Annotated in this window: 7 protein-coding genes; all 7 read right to left on the reverse strand. The window is 56.1% G+C overall.

Annotation, left to right across the window (positions count from 1 at the left end; genetic code table 11):
- Nucleotides 1-204 precede the first annotated feature (204 nt).
- Nucleotides 205-1329, reverse strand: a complete 1125-nt coding sequence (locus Pan189_RS01920; protein WP_145362281.1) for a Hint domain-containing protein — start codon at nucleotides 1327-1329, stop codon at nucleotides 205-207.
- A gap of 273 nt (nucleotides 1330-1602) precedes the next feature.
- A complete protein-coding gene (locus Pan189_RS01925; protein ID WP_145362282.1) occupies nucleotides 1603-2079 on the reverse strand; it encodes a hypothetical protein in 477 nt (158 codons plus the stop codon).
- Complete coding sequence (locus Pan189_RS01930; RefSeq protein WP_145362283.1) at nucleotides 2069-3085, reverse strand: polymorphic toxin-type HINT domain-containing protein; 1017 nt, start codon at nucleotides 3083-3085, stop codon at nucleotides 2069-2071. The genes Pan189_RS01925 and Pan189_RS01930 overlap by 11 nt, the downstream gene beginning before the upstream one ends.
- Entirely contained in the window at nucleotides 3082-3621 is a 540-nt protein-coding gene (locus Pan189_RS21170) for an imm11 family protein (RefSeq protein ID WP_310820953.1), read from the reverse strand. The genes Pan189_RS01930 and Pan189_RS21170 overlap by 4 nt, the downstream gene beginning before the upstream one ends.
- Before the next feature lie 17 nt (nucleotides 3622-3638).
- Nucleotides 3639-5063, reverse strand: a complete 1425-nt coding sequence (locus tag Pan189_RS01940) for a polymorphic toxin-type HINT domain-containing protein (RefSeq protein ID WP_145362285.1) — start codon at nucleotides 5061-5063, stop codon at nucleotides 3639-3641.
- Nucleotides 5064-5163: 100 nt separating this feature from the next.
- Complete coding sequence (locus Pan189_RS01945) at nucleotides 5164-6129, reverse strand: ankyrin repeat domain-containing protein (protein ID WP_145362286.1); 966 nt, start codon at nucleotides 6127-6129, stop codon at nucleotides 5164-5166.
- A 3-nt stretch (nucleotides 6130-6132) separates the two neighbouring features.
- Complete coding sequence (locus tag Pan189_RS01950) at nucleotides 6133-23778, reverse strand: cadherin domain-containing protein (RefSeq protein WP_310820954.1); 17646 nt, start codon at nucleotides 23776-23778, stop codon at nucleotides 6133-6135.
- Between the last annotated feature and the right edge of the window lie 309 nt (nucleotides 23779-24087).

Raw genomic sequence — 24087 nt, forward strand, 5'->3', positions numbered from 1 at the left:
ATCAGCGGGATGATGGAATCTTAACTCAACGGAAAACTTAGAATTCCCGCTCAGATCGCGAAGACTTAAAACCGCAAATTTAACCGACAGTCCTTCCGATTCATTGAAAGTGACGGAGATGCCTGATGCGCTCGAAAAGTTATGCCACGGCACAGGAACCGGAATTAGTGTTTCGCGCATTTCAATTCACCAAATTACTTGAGATTAATCTGCAATTGGAAGAAGAATGTCGAACAACCACCTGCCACCATCCCTGAGTTCTGTTACAGGGATAACGCGACCGCTTCCGCCTAACGTCTCCATTTTCTCAATAGCTTTACGCAGTTTTTTCGTGGTGCGGACCTGCAAAGTCTTTGTCGGCTTCTTGCCAGCGAGCGCCAATGCAGCGAGCGTTCGATTATTCGCCGTATAATACTTTCCCTTGTGACGAAAAAAATAAACTGTTACATCATCTGGTTTCAATTTCCCACTTCTTAGATCCGCCGCTACGTCTGCAACACTCCGGCCCCGAATAAGGGGATTCGGGCCATCTATCCGAAAGCGTGGTTTCATATTTGGTTGACTAAATAAGATTTCTTGATTGCAAGTGTTATGCACCAACACCCCCGCGTCGCCGGCGCGGTAGACGTGTTGACCAAGCACTTCGAGGTTATAAACCGTCTCGGGCGGGCCGCGGGGGGTGATGGCGGTGATTAGCCGCGGGCCGTGGAGTGTGTCGACCTGTTCGCCGATGTTGAGATCGCCGGCGGGGATGAAATCCTGGCGGTCGACCGACCAGTACGGGTGGTTGGCCGTGACGCCGGTCGGCGTGTCATCGCCCTCGACGGTGAGATTAATCAGCGGCGCATCGCTGGTGTGGACGAAGCGGCCGGTGACGACATGACCGGCTCCCGCTTCGATCGGCGGGCAGGCGGCGATCGCGATCACCTCGGCCGCGCCGAAGGCGCCGAGTTCCGGCATGTCGAGGTCGACGTGAGAGCCGACCGAGGCGTCGTGCGCTTCCAGCCAAGTCCGCGGCCTGAGTAGTTCGACCGTGAGGTCATCGAGCTTCAGCGTCACGGCTCGCCATGAGGCGTCCGGTTCGGGTCCATGTTCAACTTCCTCTGCGAGCGGGTTCTCGCCCAGCACGCGATGGCCGAGCCGGATGTCCTCGATCGGCCGCGAGAACGGCTCCGCCGGACCCTCAACCGTCGATGCCGCCAGCGCCGGTGCCGGCCCCGCCGACAGCCCGAACCCGAGACCTTGCAAGGCCAACCCCGCCGAGATGGTCAGGCAACCGACTAGCCACAGCCAACGGAAGACGGGGGGTTCACTTCGTGAGCGGCTCACCAGATCGGCCTAGTTCAAATACTACGACGTAACAGACTGCGCTATGGCGTACAGAGTTACGCTTTCAGTTCGCAGAAACACACACAATTCCAAGTAATATTACCGGTAGTTTTCTGAAATAAAACAAATTAGTGGAACCGCCACGCAACTTCAGAAAATCCGAAGTCAAATCGATCATTAATCACCACAAAGTCGAACTTGCCCTCAAGATATATTATGACCAAAATAAATGCTATTCAGCATGCGTCACGAGTTTAGGACACCCCTTATCGATCACCATGGTTGTAGTACTTCTTCATCTCTTCCCGGCCAATCAAGACCGTACCAACTATCCCAATCAAGCGATGAAGGGCACCGGCCCGAATTCACGTATTCCTTTAATCCTTTAAAGGTTTTTTCAAGCGAGATGAATATCCGGGCAGGCTCGCGATAGAAGGCCCCCCCATCAAACACAAGTCGATATTCGTCCATTTTGCCGTCAGATATCGCAACCGAAATTGCTTTGTCTACTTTGTTGAAGAAAATAAGCCTGAATTCACTCTCGGAGCCTCGGGTCAGTGTTAATTCGCTAAGCACAGTTCCGTCGACAACGCACGAAAAAGCTCCTTGTCCCGAGCCAGACTCCCAATAGCTCGTATCGTGCTCGTAAACGGTTCTGCGAATAAACGAAGCTGGCGGATTCTGGATCCGATGTCCTGAGGGGGATTCATATTCGATTTCCCAGTCTCTCTGCACGCTATTAGAAGACATTTATATTACCCAATTTGTCAAGAATGGTCACGGAATCAAGCTCAAGTAAATCCTTTATACCCTCAATCGTGCCGTCATTTTGACAAAACCGGCAGGTGCGTCTATCGACAAAGATTGTGATATTTTTTCGTGCGGATGAGATAATTTCGCCTGACGCTTCCATCAATGCTTGGGCCTCGGCGTGGTGGAGAGCTCTGGCTCTTCGATTTGTACCCGCGGCATCAGCAAATCCGCGACGTATCGACGGGGGAATCTGAGAGCTCGCGCCGTTTACACCATAGAACGTCTTCCCGTTCACGCTTATTCTCGCCACTGTCCCACTTGCGGGATCGCTCGGGTCGAATGGAGAAAGACCATTTCGACTTCTGAACGAGTCAATATCTTGGAAGCCACGAGGAATTCCGTTTACCTCATAATCCGCATTATGCACCAGCACCGGCGGGCCGCGGGGGGCGTCGACGGCGGTGACGTAGTAGGTGTGCGCTTCCGCGACGCCTTCGGGATGCTCCTCGCGTTCGGTGAAGACGACGGTGTGGGTCTGGCCGTCGGGGCCGGTTAATTTCTCGCCCGCCTTCAGCTCTCCCGCGTCGATCCATGCCTCGCGGCTGGCCGACCAGAACGGGTGCTCGTCCGTTGTTTCGAACGTTTGATACTCGCCGGTGTCACTGCGGACTTTTAAGAACCGCAGATGGTCGGAGGTGCGTTCATAAATCTCATCCACCTCCTGCCAGCCGATGGCCTCGCCGTGCTCGTCGCGGGCCAGGACCTTGTCACCGATCTTAATTTTCTCGATCGGCTTGCGGTGCGAAGTGTCGAATTCGGCCGGAGTAGCGATCACAGCGGTAGGAACCGCCGTCGCCGTGGCTTCGCCGAAGAAAAAGTTCCCCGCCAGTGTCGCTGCGCTGCCGAGTAATAGCGTCAGCCCGATCACGCTTCGCCACAGCGAACGACGTGATCGGTGAGAATTCTCAGGCGGTATTTCGAACATATGGGTTTCTACAGTCATTGTGTCGCAAGTTGCCAGTATTCGATTCCGGTGACTTCTTTCGATTCGAGTCTTGATTGAAGTGTCTCAGAAATGATTGTCACCATCTTGTATTCACGCAGTCGAAGCATGTGAAGATTGTCGGCCCTTGGCGGATCGATTACGAGCTTTGCAATACCTCGAATGGTCCCCGCACGATCTCCGTCACCTTCCTCATATCGCTGAACCCACGAATGAGTAAGATCGACGCAATTGCGCGACTCAAGTTCATTCATCACGAACCAATCGTTATCGCTTCCGTGCACCGATGCGGGGACAAACTGCACAGAATCCTTTGCGACATCGCGAACTATTGCGGCAAACTTTGCCGAAACGATTTGAGCACCGAACGCGGTCGGATTGTAATCCGTCGCTGGCCCGCAACTAGCTACGTCAAATGGGATGGGTATTGCACCCTCGTATTTCTTGCATCTTATAAATGCCCATCGGTCGACAGGTGTCCCATCATCAAATGCACGAGAAATCGACAATACCCACTGATCGTCTCCCGGCAACATTTTGAAATAGTGCATCATTAATACCCCCGAACGTCAACCTTCGACGCGGCAGCTTTCAAGAGTGCATCGAGCCCTTCGTTGTGGATTTCACGCCGAAGCTGATATAATTCATCAAGTAATGCTTCACGAAACGCATCTCCAGATTTTCCTGCGGTTGCCGATTGTAGACGCTCCAACACGTATGAATTGTAAAATTTTCCGTGTGGCCCTACGTGACCTCGGATACGCGTTCTGTTGTATGAATGCTGCAAGCTAATTCCGGCTTCATTAAATAATTCCTGGAATTGGGTCTTATATATTTGGTCTTTATCGGACGCGATATGATGAATCATGCCTCGATTCCGCTGCTTCGGCTTCAACGATAACAAGCCCATTTCGAGTGCTTCATCAATCGAATGTGAATCATAACTGGCATTGTGGACCAGCAGCGGGAAACTTCCAGCCGAATCTTTGCTCCCCACGTAGTACGTATGAGCGTCTGCAACGCGAAAGTTGAAGACCGCAATTCCTTCGGGGTGATTGATTCGATTTGAAAGGACGAGCGTGTGAAAATGGCCCTTAGAATCAATAAGCTTTTCGCCAGCTTTGAGGTCTCCCGCGTCGATCCATGCCGCGCGACTCGCGGACCAGAACGGGTGCTCGTCGGTCGTTTCGAACGTTTGCGTCTCGCCGGATTCACTGCGGACTTTTAAGAACCGCAGATGGTCGGAGGTGCGTTCATATATCTCATCGACCTCCTGCCAGCCGATGGCTTCGCCGTCTTCGTCGCGGGCCAGGACCTTATCACCGACCTTAATCTCCTCGATCGGCTTGCGGTGCGAAGTGTCGAATTCTTCTACAGTGGCCTGCGTGGCTGCAGCGGTAGACACCGCCGTCGCCGTCGCTTCGCCGAGGAAGAAGCTCCCCGCCAGCACGGCTGCACTGCCGAGTAATAGCGTCAGCCCGATCACGCGTCGCCACAGCGAGTTGCGGGACCTTCGCGGCCGCTCAAGCGGCGCGGCGTCTCGCTGCGGTTCTTCGATTCGCACGATCGACTTTTGCGGTGTCGATAGGAATCGCTGCGGCTCGCTTTGATCGAGCCCGCCATTAAGATCGAATTCGCGATTAAGGTCGACACCGACATCGCCGACCGGAGTCGCCGACGTGTCCCAGCCGGTCGCTAACAGTTGCCAACCCTGCGGCTTCATCTCGCGCTCTCGCTCGCGTCGATTTCGACGACCTTTAATAACCAGCAGACCCAACGCTCCGGCCAGCGCGGCAGCGATGGTAATCGAATCCCCCGCCTCATCCGGCCCGGTCGACATTGCAGCGTACTCGACATTCGCCGCCATGTCAGCCGGCGGAGCCGTCACGATCATGTGCCCCGCGGTGAAACACTTCTTCGAGGCCCGGCCCAATGCACTGACGTTGAGGCCGACGCCGGCGACGGTGATGGCGTCCATCACGCCGAACTTGCCGTCCTGGAAGTTCTGATAGGAGTTGGGCGCGTTTAACGATGCGACATGGTTGAATAGCTAAAAAGCGTCGAGGAAGATTGCGGTCCTATTCCCAGTTTTCGAACGTCAGCCCAGGCAACTTCTTAGGATCCTTTCCCTCGAACACGGAAATGATGGCCTCCCCGGCTTCTTGATAAGTGACCTCTTTCTGCAAGCCGCCGCTGAGCTCCGCGAGCGGCACCTCCATGACGATTGTCTCCGGGTCTAGATATGCGAACTGCAGCACGTCGTTTTCCTCGTTGACGACTCCAAAAAACGAACCCTTGACCGCATTCAGAATTACCCATCGGTCGAGGGCGTCGGCGAGTGTGCCGACAAGCGGATCGTCTGACGGACATCCCCGACGATACTTGGCGTCAAAGTAAAAGTGCCCCAACGACGGGTGATCGGGGTCGACGTTGTAGTCGGGTAACTTCGATGGTGACGGAACATCCGACCGCAGTGCATCCAGTTCCGCCTTGTAGTCCGGCGTCGGGCCGTCGAGCGGTTTGTATTTGTCGAACAGAGCAATCAGGCGGTCGGACTCCGGATTCTCACTGAGGATCACATATTTTCGCGCCGAATTGCCACCCTTCGCGTGCTCTCGATTCGGATCAGCTCCGCGCTTCAACATTTCCTCGATCACGTCAAACCGCCACGGCTGGTTGTTATGAACGAATGAAAGCAGAGGGATGTCGCCCTCATCATTAACGATGTCCACGTCCGCCCCTGCCTTGAGCAGCACCATCACCGTATCGGGCGTTGTCGACCGGCAGGCGTAATGCAGCGGCGTCCAGTTATGACGATCCCTCGCGTTGACATCGAGGCCAAGGCCGATCAGGTACCGCACCGCCTCGGGACTCGAAGAGCCAGCTAACGTGTCGACACCTTGGTGAAGATAAGTCTTTCGGTCATTCTCGGTAACTCGGAAAATGTTGATCCCATCGGAAATGAATGCTTGAATTTTCCCGATATCGCCTTTGCGAATAGCACGGAGTAACCAGACGCTGTCATCAATATTGCTGAAATCCATGGATCAACTACCGTTTTCGAGAAATTCTATCATGTCGTCCAAAATATCACCGATATCTCCTTTACCTGCCTTTTCTCCGAAATGTCTCAGATTATCCATTCGATCCTGAAGCTGAAAGTAGTCCGGTCTACTGTTAACGAAATCGTTCAACTGTTTCTGCGACAGGTCCAATTGATCCGCAGCCTCCGCGATGCGGCGATGCTCGTAGCCTTTTCTATGCCCGAAATGAAAGTCGTCATAGACGGCGCCCGTTTCTTTGTCCTTAAATCTTCCATTTCCGAGAGGTAAATAATCGTCCAAGATTTTCCGCTTAGTCCCGGCCCGCAGCGACGGTCGTCCTAGATTCCCTCCGGCAGGTCCGCCGGAGTAAGCGAAGCGGCCGTCGGAACCGTGGAGATTCCCAAGATGATCTCGCTTCGTTCCCGGGACATCATAATCCGCATTATGCACCAATACCGGCGGCCCGCGTGGTGCATCAACAGCGGCGACGAAGTACGTATGCGCTCCGGCGACGCGGAAGTTGTAAACCGCGACGCCTTCGGGATGCTCCTCGCGTTCGGTGAAGACGACAGTGTGGGTTTTTCCGTCGGGGCCGGTTAATTTCTCGCCCGCCTTCAGCTCTCCCGCGTCGATCCATGCCCCGCGAATCGCCGACCAGAACGGGTGCTCGTCCGTCGTTTCGAACGTCTGCGTCTCGCCGGATTCACTGCGGACTTTTAAGAACCGCAGGTGGTCCGACGTGCGTTCATAGACCTCATCGACCTCCTGCCAGCCGATGGCTTCGCCGTCTTCGTCGCGGGCCAGGACCTTATCACCGACCTTAATCTCCTCGATCGGCTTGCGGTGCGAAGTGTCGAATTCTTCTACAGTGGCCTGCGTGGCTGCAGCGGTAGACACCGCCGTCGCCGTCGCTTCGCCGAGGAAGAAGCTCCCCGCCAGCACGGCTGCACTGCCGAGTAATAGCGTCAGCCCGATCACGCGTCGCCACAGCGAGTTGCGGGACCTTCGCGGCCGCTCAAGCGGCGCGGCGTCTCGCTGCGGTTCTTCGATTCGCACGATCGACTTTTGCGGTGTCGATAGGAATCGCTGCGGCTCGCTTTGATCGAGCCCGCCATTAAGATCGAATTCGCGATTAAGGTCGACACCGACATCGCCGACCGGAGTCGCCGACGTGTCCCAGCCGGTCGCTAACAGTTGCCAACCCTGCGGCTTCATCTCGCGCTCTCGCTCGCGTCGATTTCGACGACCTTTAATAACCAGCAGACCCAACGCTCCGGCCAGCGCGGCAGCGATGGTAATCGAATCCCCCGCCTCATCCGGCCCGTTCGACATTGCAGCGTACCTGACATTCGCCGCCATGTCAGCCGGCGGAGCCGTCACGATCATGTGCCCCGCGGTGAAACACTTCTTCGAGGCCCGGCCCAATGCGCTGACGTTGAGGCCCACGCCGGCGACGGTGATGGCGTCCATCACGCCGAACTTGCCGTCCTGGAAGTTCTGATAGGAGTTGTGCAGGCCCCCGGCCAGATCGACCGCCTCCCGCGCGGCGAAGGCGCGGTGAGCCCAGGTGCCGCATTTAACCAGCCCGGGTCCGTAAATGCTGATCGCGAAGTCGACGGCGATGCCGCTGACGACCCCGACCGTCTGCCCGGTGGCATAGGCATCGGCCTGACGATACGCCGGCCCGAGGTCCGGCACGTTCAGCCAGTCGACATGACTGAAGGGGTTGACGGTGTCGAGAAACCCGTCGGTCCAACCACGCAGGCCGTCTTGAAGACTGCCGTCGTTGGCGTCCTGAAGCGCTCCGCCGACCGCATCGATGTAGTACTGGCCGAAGCCGGCGGCAGCCGCGAAGAAGGACTGAGTTTCTTCGGGGAAGATATTGATCCAATCGGCACTGGCCGGGTCGACCATTGATGTTGAGAGCAGATGTTCGTGATCCTCGAACGTCGTGCCGATGAGATTGGGAGAACTAAAAGGTGTGCCCGGAAGTGTGGGGGTTACGTTTACAATGATGGTGCCGAGGATCGACGGGTTGCCGCCGTCCATAACCGCGTGAATTTGGACGAAATCAAACTCAGGTTGCCACGTGGACCAATTAAACGGGCTGATATCTCCGGTCCAGGATGCCGTCATCTCTTCGGCCAATTCCCAGGCCGTACCCGCATCGACGAGGTCGTCGACATCAATCGAGTGATCATAGATTTCGGTGTAGGTCCAATCGGAGGAAATGTCCTCGTCGAGGGCATCGTCGACGACAACGAGCGTCGGATTGCTGACGACGTTGCCGGAACTGTCGACCCAGGTATCGATTAAGCCGTCGCCGTCGGTATCTTCGTGCTCCTGCAGCATGTCGCCGTTGGCATCGGTCATGAACCAGGTGGGAATTGTCTGGCCGACCGTATGGTCGAGCGATTCGTTAATGGTAAAGTCTGTGCTACCCGTTTCGCTGTAGGCAATGACTGGTGGTTCGTCTGCGGACAGGATCGCGGAGTAGTTCATGGAGATGTTCATCTCTCCATTTCCGGTACCGGTATGGGTTTGATCAATCCGCAATTCGGCGGTCAGACCTTGCGCGACGCTATCGGAACTGAGTGTGCCTTCGGCTTTTTCGTTGAGTGAGAAGTCCGAGTCGCCGTTGGCGATGTAGGAGACGCTGACGTTGATTTTGCCGTCCGGGTCGGCGCCGCCCCGCTGAATCAGCGTTCGGTTGGAGGAATTCTTGTGGTGGCCTTTATTCGTATAGCTGATGTCGCCGACGGCATCGGGCCATTCATCGGCCCCTTCAAAGAACCCCGGGACGACCCACGTGTAGGGAATGTCTTTCTTAATATCCCAGGTTTCGTCAAACGAGTCTGAGTCAATCTCGACGCTGCTGAAGCCTGCGGTGACGATTTCGGGATCGTTGGAGCCATCGTGCGTGACAATTCGATCCTCGGTCGAGAATCCTGTCACCTCGGAAATCGATGTGCTTTTCCAGCTATTAATATCGGGACTTGATCGGGTCACGACAACCTTTTGGTAGTCTCGGTTCATGCCGGTGATTTCCCCCTTTATATTTTCACGGGAGCCATCGGCATAATTGGTTAGTGTTCCGTAAAATCCTCGTCCGTGTTGGTAGTCTCGATCGGTGGTCGTGGTGTCGACCGTCACCCCATTTTCGACCGTTTGCTCTTCGGAATTCGTGGTCACCTCGACCCCGCTGTACGATAGTCTTGTCGAATGATTGACGATCTTGGTGGCGGGGTCGACGTTACTGCCGGACTCAGGATCCTTGTAGAGGTCGATTGGGTCGTCGGGCAATCCGTGCTGCTTGACCGTTTTAATTTTCGATGCGGTTGTTTTCGTCGTGTGCAACTTTTGCACTTCGGACACATAGACGTCACCGTCTCCGCCGACCTGAAGCACCGAATTGATGCCATTCAGAACGGCTGAGTAGAAGTTGCTATTCCAGATACCCAGCGAGCCGACTAACGAAGCGGCTGTAAGGCCTGTCGCGACATTCAAGAACGATTCCGCTTTCGCGCGGTTTTCGGACCTGCGGTCATGCGTCTCGTACCGGTCGGTCGTGACGGTCGTTTCACTACCCCATTGCTCTTCGCCGTTAGTGCCGAACACGAGTTCGGCTGTTCCGGCGGTATGCACAGTTTCAGACGAAGTGCTGTCGCCTGTCTCGAACAGGTCACGCCAGCCGTGCCCGAAATACCCGTTGGCCGACCCGCCGATCAGGCGCCAGTCGTTGTCGGTCACTTTCTTCGTACTATGAGAGTTGGTCTTAGTAGTCACTGTCGATTCGGTCTCAGAGTTTCCTCCGTCACCGGTAACGGTTTCGGTGCCGTCGAAGTCGTTCACGACGGTCTTGGCGAGTGATGCGCTGAATGAGCTTTCACCGATCTCGGTCGTGGTATCGGTCTGGTAGAGTTTCGTCGTCTTTTTCGGGCTGATGCCGACCGCTTGGCGTTCGTAAATCGTCGAGTCAATGATGACGGTCGTCGACTCGTTCCAATCCGAAGTTCCTTCGATGTTCGGGGTGCCCGATGTGGAGCGGGCGACGGTGGTCGTTTTTGTTTCGCCATCAGCATTGGTTTCGATTGTCACCGATTCGTCAAAGTTTTCGGTGACGGTGCTGTCGGTAAGTTCGGACTCGATTTGAGTACGGTCGTTGCGACCGCCGTGGGTCGGCTCGTTGATCCGCTCGGAAGTTTGAGTGAGGGAAATGCGATTGAGGCTGGTCGTCAGGTTCGATGTTCCGACATGCGTCGCCGATTCGATGCTGTTCGACTGAGCGAGGGCGTCCGTGGTGACGGTGGTTTCTGTTCGTTCGATCGTGGATTGCGTGGTCGAGTCGCCGTTCTCCGTCTGAAACGAGTTCGCAATGATCGTTAACGTTGTCAGCGGGTCGATGTTGCGTGTTCCGGTGGTCAGTGAGTTCGTTCTCGAAGTTTTGTCTGACTCGGCGGTGAAGTCTTCGTAGATGTAATTGGTCTCGGTCGTGGTCGACTCGCCAATGCCCGGGTCGGGGGTCGCGCTGGTCGTTTCGTAGTAATATGTCCCGTCCACCTTCTTGTCGGTCTGAGTGATATTAATCGTATCAGTTCTTGTAAGACCGGCATGACTTGGAACCGGTTTGGAGACGACCCGATTTGTTGTGGACTGTTTAAACTCGTCAAAGTTACCCGATTCGATACGCTCGAACGATTCGGACGATGACGCTTCTGCGTCCGAGTCGATCGATTCGAAATTGGAAGCGTCGATCGTGAAATAACCTTCCCGACTGGTATGGCCCGATGAGTCGATATCGTTTGTCGACTGTCCTCCCGATGCTGCGCCGTAGTCACGGTTGTCGTGAAAGAAAGATGATTTGTCGACATTTCCTGACCCGTCGACCGTGACAGTCTCTTCTCCGACTCGACCGGAGTTTGACGTCGTCCAGTCCCAAGTGGTCGTCGTCTTAATTTCCTCGTCAGTGACTTTGTCCGTCGACCCGCGGGTATGCGAACGCGTATAGCTGCCCGAGGAGTCGCTACCTGTCGAATCAGTGCTGAAGATACTTCGGGTCGTACGCTCCGGCGTGCTTTCGACAACGACTTCGTTACCCTGATCAAGTTCCGTTCGGAAAGAGGTGCCCGACTGATCGTGTCCGAAGTCGAGCCGCCGCGTCGTGTCGGCTGCCACTGTCGTATCGGCGTCAGTCACGGACCGGTCGTTCGATTCATAGCGGACGAGTTCGCCATCGACAGTCACATACCGCTCGATGTCTGCGGTAGAGCTCTCCAAATTGTTCGTGTTCAAAGACGTGACAAACTGGTCGGAGCCGGAATATACAAGAATTTCGCCGATGAAGTCGGCACGGCGCGATTCGTTCGACGTTGTTGTCGACTGGAATGATCCGTTTCCAGACGCGTCCTTCGAAGTCGTTTTTTCATCCTCCTTTGTACCTGCTGCGGATGACGATGTGACCTTCCGCGATGTCTCAGCGAGCGATTGAAACTCGGATGTCCCAGTCGCATCAGTGGTGCCGTTTCGATCCCATTGCTCAAAGCCTGACGTCGCTCCGTTGTCGTTTAGCGAGTAGACTTCCGTTCGGTCACTGTAGGTTTCACTTGTCGTGCTCTGACTATTCTGCCAGTTCATCGAGCCACGGGCGTTATCGACCGGCCCGCCCATTTGAATTCCCAAATTGCGAACGTCCGTTGGGGAAAGCCCGCCTGTTGACTGAGGTGGCGCGCCGGTATAGGCGGCGACTTCGCTTGAAACGCTGGAGGTGATGGTGCCGTCGTCTCGATCCTCTACCTCGCGACTCTCTTCAACACGACTTGCGAGAACTCCGTTTGTAAGGGTTCGATCCACATCAAAGTCGAGTAAATATGTCCCCGTTCCACTGTCGGTCGCACCATTCGTCGAGCCTGAAGCGCTGACAGATACGAGTTCGCTACCGGGCGTCGAGATCTGGTCCACTCGACGATAGCCGGTTGTCGACAGTCCCGAGTAGTCCGACCATGAGGTCGTTCCGGACTCATCGAAGTCATAGTTCGAGGATGAATTTTCCGAGCCGTCGGCGAATGTCGTTGTTCCGAGGACCGTGATCTCTGTGTAAGATCCGCTGCGGCTCTCACTCGATCCTCGATTCACTATGGAATGAGAGGTGCCATTCGGATCAGACCCGCTGTTTGATACGGAAGTGAGGTTGAATGCCGAACTCGCATTCGACTGCCCCGACTCGCTCCACGTTTCCGTTTCTGAATAGTCCAAGCCCGCATTGCTGATTACCCCGGTGCCGGTCGTCGTGACGGTATACTTCCCCGAGATATTAGAGGAAGAGTTTTGGTTTGATGTCGTAAAAGTCCAGTCTTCCGTTGCTCCCTGACTAGCGGCCCCCGTCAAGTGGGTCGCGTTCTGTTTTTCCGAGTGTTCTTCACCCTGAGTTCCCCATCGGAGACCGGTGTGCGACTTCGTACCACTCGCAATGCTTACGGTTCCATCAATGATCCGCTCGGTTGTATTTAACGTATTGGCCCAACTCCCGTGACCTATATCCGAATCGCTACTCGAGCCTTCTGAAAACTCGGTGCCGCCGTCGGAAGCGTCGTCGTCAGTATAAGTTGAGAAGGACTCATTACTGCGGTCCCACAGAAGAATCCCGAAATCGAAGTCGGAACTCGTGACTGTGATGTCGGAACCCGTGATAGCTGACCCGGTCCCGGAAAAACTCCCAAAGGTCGTCTCCGTGAAGAGGCCTTTGCCGAGTTGATGGTTCGAGTCACCGACGTTGAACGATTCGAATGCTCCTGTCGGCGCGGTGTAACTGCCATTGGCAGTCAAGTCATGTTTGACATCCGACTGCAGGCGGAACGTCGAGCCAAATCCATCCACGTATCCGCTCAGTGACTGGCCGCCGACCGGGTCATCGTGATGGGTGCTGGCAACTATAAAAGAGTAGTCTCGATTGCGAATCTCCGCCGTCTCGACCTTGTCTTCGAATATATAGTTTGGACCCGAGTTCGAGGTTCGGGTCGTCGTGTCTGTTCGATTCCAGTTGAGAATGTCGTCGATGATGTTCTGAGTCGAATGCTCAACCGTGGTGTTTTGAACGCCGTCGACATCGATCTGTCGAGTTCCCTCGGCCTCATAGAGCAGCGTCTGCGTCCCGACCAGACTGCCGACTTCGGTAACAGTTCGGACAATTGATTCGGCACCGATCGTGTCGGTCTCCGTCGTCGTATGGTCGACGATTATGCTGTAAGGATCGACGATGCTGTGAGAAAATTCGAACTCTTCTTCAGAAACCGAAGTTTCGCCCGGAGCGGCAGTGACCGTGGCCTCCGCGGTGAAATCCCAGTACTCGGTACTGTCGACTCCAATCGCAAGAAAGCCCCCTGAGTAAATTTCAGTCGACGTCGATTCGCCAGTCACACCAGAAAGGCTTGTCTTAAAGTAGTCGGTGTAGGGCTGAAGCGATGTGTCTGATGCCCCATCGGCACGCCGGACTCCTTCGAAAATTCCCAGGTAGTTCTGGTTTCCTGAGATGACACGACCGGTTTCCGGAACATATTCGACGGAATCATTTTGGAATTCTCGCACGCGATAAACGCTGGTCGCGCCAAGTCCGTGCGCCTCGACACTGTACCCGTAGCTCCCTGACAGCGTGACGGTATAGTCGCTGCCGCCTGCAGTCGCGAAATCTTGAGTGACAATATATGTCGCGCTTAGCGATTCCAGTCGATGCCAAACGCCCTGAGCATCTTCATACGAATGCTCAGTTCGTTGTCCGGCGATCGTGGTCGTTACCGTCAGGGTGCCGCCGTCGATGTCGGTAACCTCAACGTTCACATTACCAATATCGAAACTTGCGTCGTCGATTGCAGCGTACGTGAGTAGCCCGTTCAACGGATTAGTGTCGAACACACGAACTCCGCTATTACCGATATATGTGCCGGCAAGGTAAGCGTTCGCTTGATCGGCACGCTGGGCAGCACCGGGCCAGAAAGTCCCATCTGCAAAAGTGAGCCGGTTTTCCTCTTCAATCGTTACGGTCGGAACTGACGGGCGATCGACGATTGTGGCGGCAGCCTCGATCGTCCTTTCGAAATCGACTGTGACTAATGTCCAATCTCCCGCGGCGACGCTGCCATCGACCGCCTGCAAGGGTGCGACTCGTAGTCTGACGTTATATATCCCGTCTGCAGTCAGATATGGCAGAAGATTCAACACAAATTCGCCGCCGGACGAGACGTCGGCATAAGTTTGGCCATCCACGACTCCGTCGCCGTTGAAGTCGAACTCCACCGCGTAGACATCGGCTCCATCGTCAACGGTTGACAATACTCCCGAAATCACCGGAGCTGACGTCGGGCCCGAAGGAGAATTGACACTCGTGATCTCGGGCAGGTCGACAGGCTCAACGTTGACATCCCAGTCGAAGGCAAAGCTTGTCGAATCGCCACGAACCGCCCGCCCGTCTGGCTCGTAGCGAATCAGCGTCAGTAGGACGGTATGGCTTCCCGGTTGGCCTAGGTCCCCTGTCAAGTCGATCTCGAATGTTCCGTCGGACGCCGACCACACAACTTGATCCGCGACGCCATCACCGGTCCATTCCAGTTCAACCAGATAGGTTGAGTCGGCTTGAAGATCGGCGACCGAGCCGACCACGATTGGCCTGGCCGCTGTTGGATTGCCCGCGCCAGCTATGGGATCCAACAGTCCGACTTGGTTGAAGCTCGGGAGAACGTTGTCGAGCGAGACGGCGAGCGCCGTCCAATTTCCCAATACCTGCACTCCGTTCGCATCGATCCCGACGGCGCGAAATGCAATCTCACTGCCGAACGACTCCGGAGTGATCGCCCAGAGTGCAAATTCGAAAGATCCGTCCGACGCGATGTTTACTATGATTTCGTCATAGACGCCGTCGCTATCAAAGTCGACTTCAACAAGTGGTTGGGAGTACGACAATGTGGCATTAACCAGCGTACCCGTGATAATGCCTTCACCGCCTACTGCCGTTGTCTGCAGAAGGTTTTCCACACTTAGCGGCTGGGACTCGGCTTCGACCAGCCGTATGCCGAGACTCACCCAAGTCCCTTCGAGATAATTCGAGGTCGCCGGGTCCCATGTTCGCGCCCTTAGTGCAACAGTGTGTTCACCCGTGACTAGACCGGCAGCAAGAAGGTCGATCTGAAATGTACCGTCGATTTCAGGTGTGACGGCCCAATCCGAGAGGCCGTCTTCGTCGAAGTCGACCAAAATTTCGATGAACGAGTCGGTAGAAAACGTTCCGCTTATCAGATTGCCCGAAATCATGCCGTCAGACGTGACGTTCCATTGCCCGTCGATCGTCGAGTCGATCGCGATCAAATTTTCGACTTCGGGCACCGCCAGCTGCGCCGGACGGTTAATCTCAAATCGTTCCCAGTCTCCATAGACCGTCGCGAATGTTGTGTCGTCTTCCAACACCGCTCGAAAAAAGAGTGCCTGCGATCCTGAGCCGATTTGCGCAGCATCAACAGTTAAGGAGAATACTCCGTTGACGAGTTGAACGATCTGCTCCGAGACGCCGTCGCCGTCACGGTCAAACTCGACGGATATGCCTGTCTGGCCCGCAGGCGCAAGAATTGTTCCTGTAAGATTCAAGTCTGCGTTGGGGTCCGTGAATCCAGCATCGTCCGAAGGAGCAAAGATCACGCGCGGTGCAGAGTCGTCGTTGCCAGTCGGAGGTGCGTTCGGGTCCACATACTCGAAGATCAGTGATTTCCAATCGCCAACGCTGACGTTGCCGCCTAGATCAGTTGATGTCGCCCTGACTTGAATTTCGACGACGCCGGGCACGGAAGCCCCCGACAAGTCAATTGAAAAATTTCCGGTGGCACTCAGGCCTTGGGTAAGGTCGGCAATGCCGTCATCGTCGATGTCGACCTCGATCACGACATCAGATTCGGGAGAGATTCCGATGACCTCTCCCTCGATAGTTGGATCAAACGTAGCGAGTTGATCGTTGAGCGAACCTGCACTGCCGATTCGCAAATTCGCGACCTGCGGGTACTCGACCTCAGGCAGGACAATCGGCTCAAGTGAAACTGCGACAGTAAGCGTCGCCGTACCGCCGAACGAGTCGGTCACGAGAATGGTCAGTTCACGCGTTTCCGAGTTTGTAGAGAACCAGTCGGCAGCGAGTACCAGTTCTCCTCCGAAACCGACGCCGAACAAGCCGTCGTCGTTTCCGGACGTGATTGCAAAACTTAGGTCACTAACGGAGCCGATTTCAGGAGGTGGGACGAGCGAACCAACAAGCGTCCCTTCGCCGGAGTCGGTTTGTATGACGAAGCTCAGTGCCGCATCGCTTGGAACTTGGGCGACCAGTCGATTATCTATAACAGTTACCGATACGACTTGGTCGCTACTCGTCGACCCGTCTGACACCCGGATCGTCAACGAATGAATTCCAACTTGTAGAGGGCCAGCGTTCTCGTTTACAAGAAGCCGAGATCCGTCGATCGAGAACGTATCGGAACCGCCGACAATTTCGAAACTGACATCGGCGGACTCCGGGTCGACCGCCCGCAGCTCACCTACTAAGTGAGGGCCGACTTGTCGCTGGTCGATCGTGAATGCGGACGAGATTATCGTCGGCAATTCATTGACATCGTTGATACTCAGCGACACCGAAGACGTTGCTGCCGGCTGGTCCGTGCCGTCGAACCACGCCTCAACCAAGAACGTGTAACTCGGAGTCTGTTCGTGGTCGAGCGGCCCGCTAACCAATAGTGAGCCGTCCGGTCCGATCGTAACCGGGAGTGATTCGTCCGATGATCGGATCCTGTAGGTGACCGGCAATCCTTCAGGGTCGATCGCAGTCACTGTGCCCGGCGAGTTTAGTGCCTGATTTTCGTCAACGTCGAAGTCGTAGTGTTGCTGGGAAAACAAAACCGGCTCGTCGACATTCACGACGAGGACTTCGATCGGGATAGTGTTGATTCCTCCATATTCATCAACAATCTCCACATCAAATATCAAAGTCGTATCAACCTCGGCGTCGACTGAGCCTACAAAGCTCAGCGTTCCAGTCGTCGCATTGATGGCGAACCGCGAAGAATCCCCGCCTTCCCGAATCGAGAATTGTGCAGATTTGGTGACTCCCGAATTCACCTTGCCGAAGGCAGCGTCGGGCGGGACGGACTCTTCAACGGAGAATTGCTGCGTCTCATTCGATACTTCTGCAACATCCTCGACCTCGACCGCTACGGTAAGTGCGAGCGATCCGTACTGACCGGAGGCCCGGATCGAAAGCGATTGGATCGAAGCTAGTTCGTGATCAACCAAGCCGGTCAGCGTCAAAACACCGCTCTGCGCGTCGACGCTGAAGTCCGTATTTTGCCCGTTCATCGCAAAAGCGATTGGTCCCCCCAGCAGCTTCCTCAACTCATAGCTTGCCACCGATCCCAACTCTGTACCGGATGTCGCCGCCTCCGAGACGGAGAATCGGCGACGCAAAGTGACTCCGGTTTGCGAGGAGTCCAAATCGTACGCAGGAAGAACATCGATGCGGACGTCTGTGGTAGAAGACGCACCCTCGCCATCGGAAACGGAAACAATGATGTTGTAAGACCCGACTAGAGCGCGGTCGAGCGGTTGGACGAGACTCAGGTCGCCGGTGCCCGAGTCCAAGGCGAAAGGGCCGCTATCGCCGACGATCGTGTATATCAAGCTGCCGTGATTTTCCGGATCGGTAGCCGAAACTCTGCCGACGATAACCCCGCCATCATACGGGGCGTCCTCCTCCAAAAAGAATACATAGCTCGCCGAGTCAAAAATCGGGGCCTGATTGGCGACAACGGTTAAGGTGACGACTGAATTGCTTGTTGTCGTCCCATCGTCGGCGGTGACCGTCACCTGATGTGACGTGGCCGCCATATAGTCGAGCGGGGCAGCGAGGGTTAATTGGCCGTTGCTGTCAATATTAAACATCGCGGCGTCGGCGCCGCTGAGGGACCAGGTAAGGGAGTTGGTGTCTCCCGTGGACGCGAATTGATGGACTAGGGTGCCGGTGGGTCTGCCGTCGAGCAGGGATGTTGATACATCCGCGATCGCCGGCGCGGCATCCTGAATATTAATCGTTACATTGGCCGATGTGGCGACTCCATCGCCGTCGGTCGCGATAACTTCAATGACTTCGGTCGGCGACTGCTCGAAATCGACTGAGCCGGTGAGCGTGATCTCTCCGCTGATCGCATCAATCGCGAAACGATCCGAGCCCGTCCCCAGCGAGTAGGTGATCGTCCCGCCGGCTTCATCATCGGGATCGACGGCTACGGCGGTGCCGACGGAGGTCTCGTTCTCCGCGAGTTGGAACGGTCCCGCATTATTAAAGACCGGGGCTTCCTGCTGATCGGTGACATTAATAACAATCGTCGCCGTGTCTTTGAAGGCCGCGTTATCGGGGTCGGTGGCTTCGACGGTGAGCGTGTATTGGCCGGGGCCAACTTCGTAGTCGAGCGTCGCGGCTGCGGCGACGGTAATCGCGCCGGTTGCCGCGTCGATGGTAAACTGACCGTCTTCGTTCCCGGCTGTGATGGCATAGGTAGGCGGCAGGCTATCGAAGTCGGCATCGGTCGCCATGACAGTCGCGACGGGCGTGCCTGCAGCAGAGTTCTCGATAACGTTAGCGTTGTAAACCGGTTGCCCGAAGATCGGCGCGTTGTCGTTCACCGGTAGAACATTAATCGTGACGAGGACCGTAGCGGTTCTTAAAGCGTCATCCGGATCGGCTGCCTCAATTTGCAGCTGGTATTGAGCGGGAGGCGTGTCGGCATCGAGCGACTCTCCGGCTGCGAGCGCGATCTCGCCGCTGGATGCATCGATAGCGAATTTGCCGTCCTCATTGCCCGAGACGATGGAATAAACGGGAGAACCGCTCTCGGCATCATCGTCGATCGCCGAGACTGTTCCGACGAGCGTTTCCGATGCGGCGTCTTCACCGATCTGCCATGTGTAAGATGCGGCCCCGAAGACCGGGTCGAATTCATTAATGTCCGTCAGTTCGACGGTCACCCAATGCGTGACCGCGGTACCGCCATCGTTGCTCGCTTCGATTAAGAGCGTGTAGTCGGCGGCGACTTCCCGATCGAGTGTTGCGCCCGAGGCCACGCTGATCTGACCGGACGCGTTGATGTCGAACAAGGCACCTCCGGTGCCATCGACGATCGAGTACCCAGGAGTCGTGCCGTCGGCATCGGTCGCCGTCACTATGCCAACCGCAGTTCCGGACGAGCTGTTTTCATCGATTGAAAACGGCGAAGCCGGAGGGTCAAACACCGGCAGATTGTCGTTCTCATTAAGAACGTCAATCGTTACGACGGCCGTGTCGGTATTAAGGCCGTCAGTCACTTCAATAGTGATCGAGTGCGAGGTGGCCGTTTCATAGTCGAGCGTACCGGCTAGTCTGAGTGTGCCATCCGGGTCGATCGAAAACAGTTCATCGTCGGTGCTGCCGGGATCGTTAACGATCGACCACGTGAGGGAATTAGTGTCACCGGTCGGAATGAATTGCGTCACCGCCGTGCCGATTGCGGCGTTTTCCGCAAGGCTCGTCGTCAGGTCTGAGATTGAGACTGGAGCATCGGTGATATTGATCGTCACCGTCTCAACACTCAGCAACGTCGAATCAACGGCATCGCGAACTTCAACGTCGAGCGTGTAGCTAGCGACCGTCTCGTAGTCGAGCGATGTGCCGGAGGCGACTCGCAATTCACCGGCGGCGTTAATCTCGAACAGCCCCTGGCCGCTGCCGCCGACGATGACATAGACGGGATCAGCCGCCCCCACATCAGGGTCGAGCGAGTTCAGCAGTCCAAAGGGACTCGTGCCGTCGTCAGTCTCGTCGATCGAAAAATTGAACGGTGCGCCGACAAAAGTCGGGGCTTCATTCGCATCGGTGACATCAATCGTCACGACGGCCGTGTCGGTATTATGGCCGTCCGTGACTTCAACAGTGATCGAGTGCGAAGTGGCCGTTTCATAGTCGAAAGTGCCGGCCAGCCGGACGGTGCCGTCCGGGTCGATCGTGAACAGTTCATCGTCGGTGCTGCCGGGATCGTCAACGATCGACCATGAGAGCGAATTGACATCGCCGGTCGGGATGAGTTGCGTAACCGCCGCTCCGGCCGCAGCGTCTTCCGCAAGGCTCGTCGTGACGTCTGCGATTGAGACTGGGGCATCGGTCACGTTAATCGTAACGCTCGCCGTGACGGCGGCATTCACGCCGTCACTCACCGAAATGGTCAAGACATACTGCGGCGTCGTCTCATAATCGAGTACGGCCCCGCTTGCGACCGAGATAAATCCATTATTGTCGATCGTGAACTGATTTAGCGGATCGCCTGCGGTGATCGCATAGCTTAATGGTTGCTGCTCGGGATCAGATGCACTGATTGTTCCTGCCGGCGCCTCATCTTCCCGTAGTTGAAGCGGCCCGTTCGTCGCGAAGCTTGGAGCTTCGTTCACGTCAGTGACGTTTATTGTGACGACGGCGGTGACGAGATGATTTCCATCGTCCGCGGAAATCGTCAGTTGGTGTTGCTGGGTGGCCTCATAGTCGAGCGTCTTACCGCTCGCGACGGAGATCACGCCGGAGCCGTCAATCGTGAACAAACCGAGCGGGTCGCCGCCCACAATGTCGTATGTCAGCGGAAGTTGCTCAGGGTCGACCGCAGCGACCGACCCGATGATTAATTCGTCTTCGGTAACCTCAATCGGAGCCAATGTCGGGAAGGCTGGAGCTTCGTCGACATCGCCGATATTAATTTCAATCGTCGCCGTTGCCGGAGCATTCTGCCCGTCGCTCGCTGAGACCGTGAGTGTGTATTGCGGTGTGGTCTCGTGATCGAGGCTGACCCCGGCGGCGAGTTTAATGGTGCCGGACGCATCGATCGTAAAGAGATCGGAGCCGTCGCCCGGTACAATCGCGTAGACCGGTGTTGTGCCGTCGGCGTCCGTTGCGCTAACGGTGCCCACCGCCGCCGCGGCCACTTCGTCCTCGTCAATCGTAAACGCATACGAGGCCTGACCGAACACGGCCGGTGAATCGACCAGATCATTAACGTCAACCGTCAGCAGGAATTCATCGAAGTAACTCGTGTCGTTCTGGTTCGTCGCCTCGACGATGAGATTCAGTTGCGAATCGGCCTCGTAGTCGATTGGCCCGGCGACGGTCACCCGTCCGTCGGAATCAATCTGAAACAGCCCGGCATCGTCACCGGAGAGGGAGTAGGTGACAGGGTCGCCATCCGGAATGATCGCGGCAAATTTTTCCACCAGCGTGCCGAGGGCGACATTCTCGTCCACGCTGATCGACTTCGTCGGAGGATCGGCGACGATCACCCCGGCGGCTTGCAGGCCGTTCTCCGGAATGACCCCCGCCTCGGCGAGCCAGTTACTGACGATGACGCCTGACTCGGCGAGCGGATCGGCGATAGACAGGCCGTTATCGAGCGTGACTTTGTCGAGACGGACGTAGGACGTGCCGTACCAGTAGGTTCTTAATTCGATGACGGCATCGTCAGCCGACGAGAATTCGAGTGCGAAGTCCTGATAGGTCCACGAAGCATTAAATTGCTGACGCGTGAGAATGCGGCTTGTAAGAACCTGTTGACGAGCCGCGTCGACGACATCAATCTTCACCACATTGGCATTATTCGCCGTGTGATTGTCGACCAATAACCGATAGGTCGCGACGTGATCACCTGCGGGTACCGAGTGGGAATAGGGACCGTACGCCATGAATTGTCCGGGCGTGTCGACTCCGACTTTCGCCCGCCAACCATCAGCCTGAGCTACTCCGATTTGGTGGTAGAATGCTGCACTTTCCGCTTCGTAGACGACGCGATCGACCCGTGCCCCAGGCACCTCGGTCACGTCGACCCGATCCATGCGGACGTAGGAGTTCCCGTGCCAAAACACGCGAAGCTGAAGACTCTGGCCCGCGCTTGCTTCGTAGAAAAGATCAAAATCCTGATATGTCCAAGCCGAATGAAACTCTTTTCGAGTGATCGTTCGCTGAGCAAGCGGCTGCAACGTTGCATTATCGAAGACATCGATCGTCACAATTTGATCGTCGGCGAAGGTGTTATTGTCCACCATCAATCGAAACGACGCCTTGCCCGCCCCGGTGACGGTCGCGGTATGCCCCTTGTAAGCCAGATAGTTCGGTGTATCGAGTGCTGTATTCGCCGACCAGCCATCGGCATCAGCTCGCCCGACTGGATGTGCGAAAGCGTTCTCAGCTTCGAAGGTTCGCTTCGCGAGTCGACCACCGGGGTGCTCGGTGAAGGTCACATTGTCGACCCACACGGCTGCGGTGTCGGTCCAGAAGGCACGGAAGCCGTAGGTCTTGCCTTCTTCGGCTTCGAAGGCGATGTGGAAGTCCTGATATGTCAGCGCGGCGTCAAAGTCGTAGCGACGAATCGTCCGTTCGTGCAGTGTATTGCCCGTGGCTCCATCGTAAACATGCAAGTGGAAGATCGCGTCGTTGCTTGACGTGTGGTTATCAATTTTGGCGCGAAATGTGACGGTATGCACTTCCGCATTAAGCGCCAGCGGAACTGGAGAGTGGACGATGTAGTTTGCCGAGTCGTCAGCCACAGTCGCCGACAAACTGGTACCGTCGACATGACCGATGACGTACCCAATGTCGGTTTCCGCTTCAAACACCGTGTGGGCCAATCGAGCGCCCGGATGTTCGGTCAGCGTGACACGGTCGATCCGAATGCCGGTCGAATCATACCAGTACGTGCGAAAGCCGTACGTAGTGCTGCCGTCCGCTTCAAAAGCGAGGTGAAAATCCTGGTATGTCACCGGGTCGTCGAATTCAAAGCGGCTGATCGTCCGCTCGTGAAACACCGTCGCGCTGTTATTAAAATCAAAGACTTCCAGCCGGACAATATCGATGTCGCCGGACGTGTTGTTATCGACCAGAAGCCGTAACGTCACGGAGTGAACTCCGGCCGCCAGATCGTGCCCGGTCGGGCTCTTCGCTACGTAGCCAGCGTCGTGCAGACTGACACCAAGCGCCCAACCATCGACGCCGACCTGCCCAACATCATGTTGCAGTTCCGTCTCCGCTTTATAGGTCGTATTGGCCAGCCGAGCCCCGGGATGCTCGGTGACGGAGACGTGATCGACCTTCACAGCGGCCGCGTCGAGCCAGTACACGCGAATGCCATAAGCCGTGCTGCCGTCTGCTTCGAACGCGAGATGAAAGTCTTGAAAAGTATTTGCCTCACCGAAATCAAAGCGGCTCACCGTCTGCGACTTAAGTGCCGTGCCGCTATTAAAGTCATAGACTTCCAGCCGGGCGACATCGATGTCGTCTTGCTCACTATTATTGACCGAGAGCCGGAACGTGGCGGTGTGAACCTCGGCATTAAGATTCAGGGCGGTCTGGCTCTGAGCCATATAGCCGGCGTCGTCGAGACTGACCGACGTCGACCAAGCGGCGCCCTCCTGCCGGCCCACGGCGTTCTGCAAGTCGCTTTCGGCCTCGAACACCTGAGGGGCCAGACTCAGCGTTACTTCGGAGTCATCGGGCGATGCACCGCTGAGCAACACCCGCTGCTCCAAGGGCTCCGTAACGACCATAGGTCGTCGGCGAGTCCGAGCCACGCGGCGGGATCGAAAATACGGCGCGTACCGGGAGCGCAAATCGGTCAACCAATGGGAAAGAAGCATGGCGAGGCGAGAGGGGCGACGAGTGCGGCAGCCCGAGCACATCCTGCCGGGCGATCAGGTAGTGGTGGCAAAGACACTACCCGGATGGCTTAGGGTGTCAACACCCATGGTTGTGAAAATATTTATTGGTACAACCGGACCGATGACAGAACCTGTCACCTGTATGATAGTGCGGTATTCCGCGGTTGGCCGTAAGTGGTTACTTCGCGGGGCATTGCGGTCTACCCGCACGGGAGCGGGAAA

Source organism: Stratiformator vulcanicus, from assembly GCF_007744515.1.
Classification (GTDB): domain Bacteria; phylum Planctomycetota; class Planctomycetia; order Planctomycetales; family Planctomycetaceae; genus Stratiformator; species Stratiformator vulcanicus.

What these genes read in the sequence shown, in the direction of transcription:
- Pan189_RS01925 (WP_145362282.1), bottom strand. Translation starts at nt 2,079, where the DNA reads ATGTCTTCTAATAGCGTGCAGAGAGACTGGGAAATCGAATATGAATCC.
- Pan189_RS01930 (WP_145362283.1), bottom strand. Translation starts at nt 3,085, where the DNA reads ATGACTGTAGAAACCCATATGTTCGAAATACCGCCTGAGAATTCTCAC.
- Pan189_RS21170 (WP_310820953.1), bottom strand. Translation starts at nt 3,621, where the DNA reads ATGTTGCCGGGAGACGATCAGTGGGTATTGTCGATTTCTCGTGCATTT.
- Pan189_RS01940 (WP_145362285.1), bottom strand. Translation starts at nt 5,063, where the DNA reads ATGGACGCCATCACCGTCGCCGGCGTCGGCCTCAACGTCAGTGCATTG.
- Pan189_RS01945 (WP_145362286.1), bottom strand. Translation starts at nt 6,129, where the DNA reads ATGGATTTCAGCAATATTGATGACAGCGTCTGGTTACTCCGTGCTATT.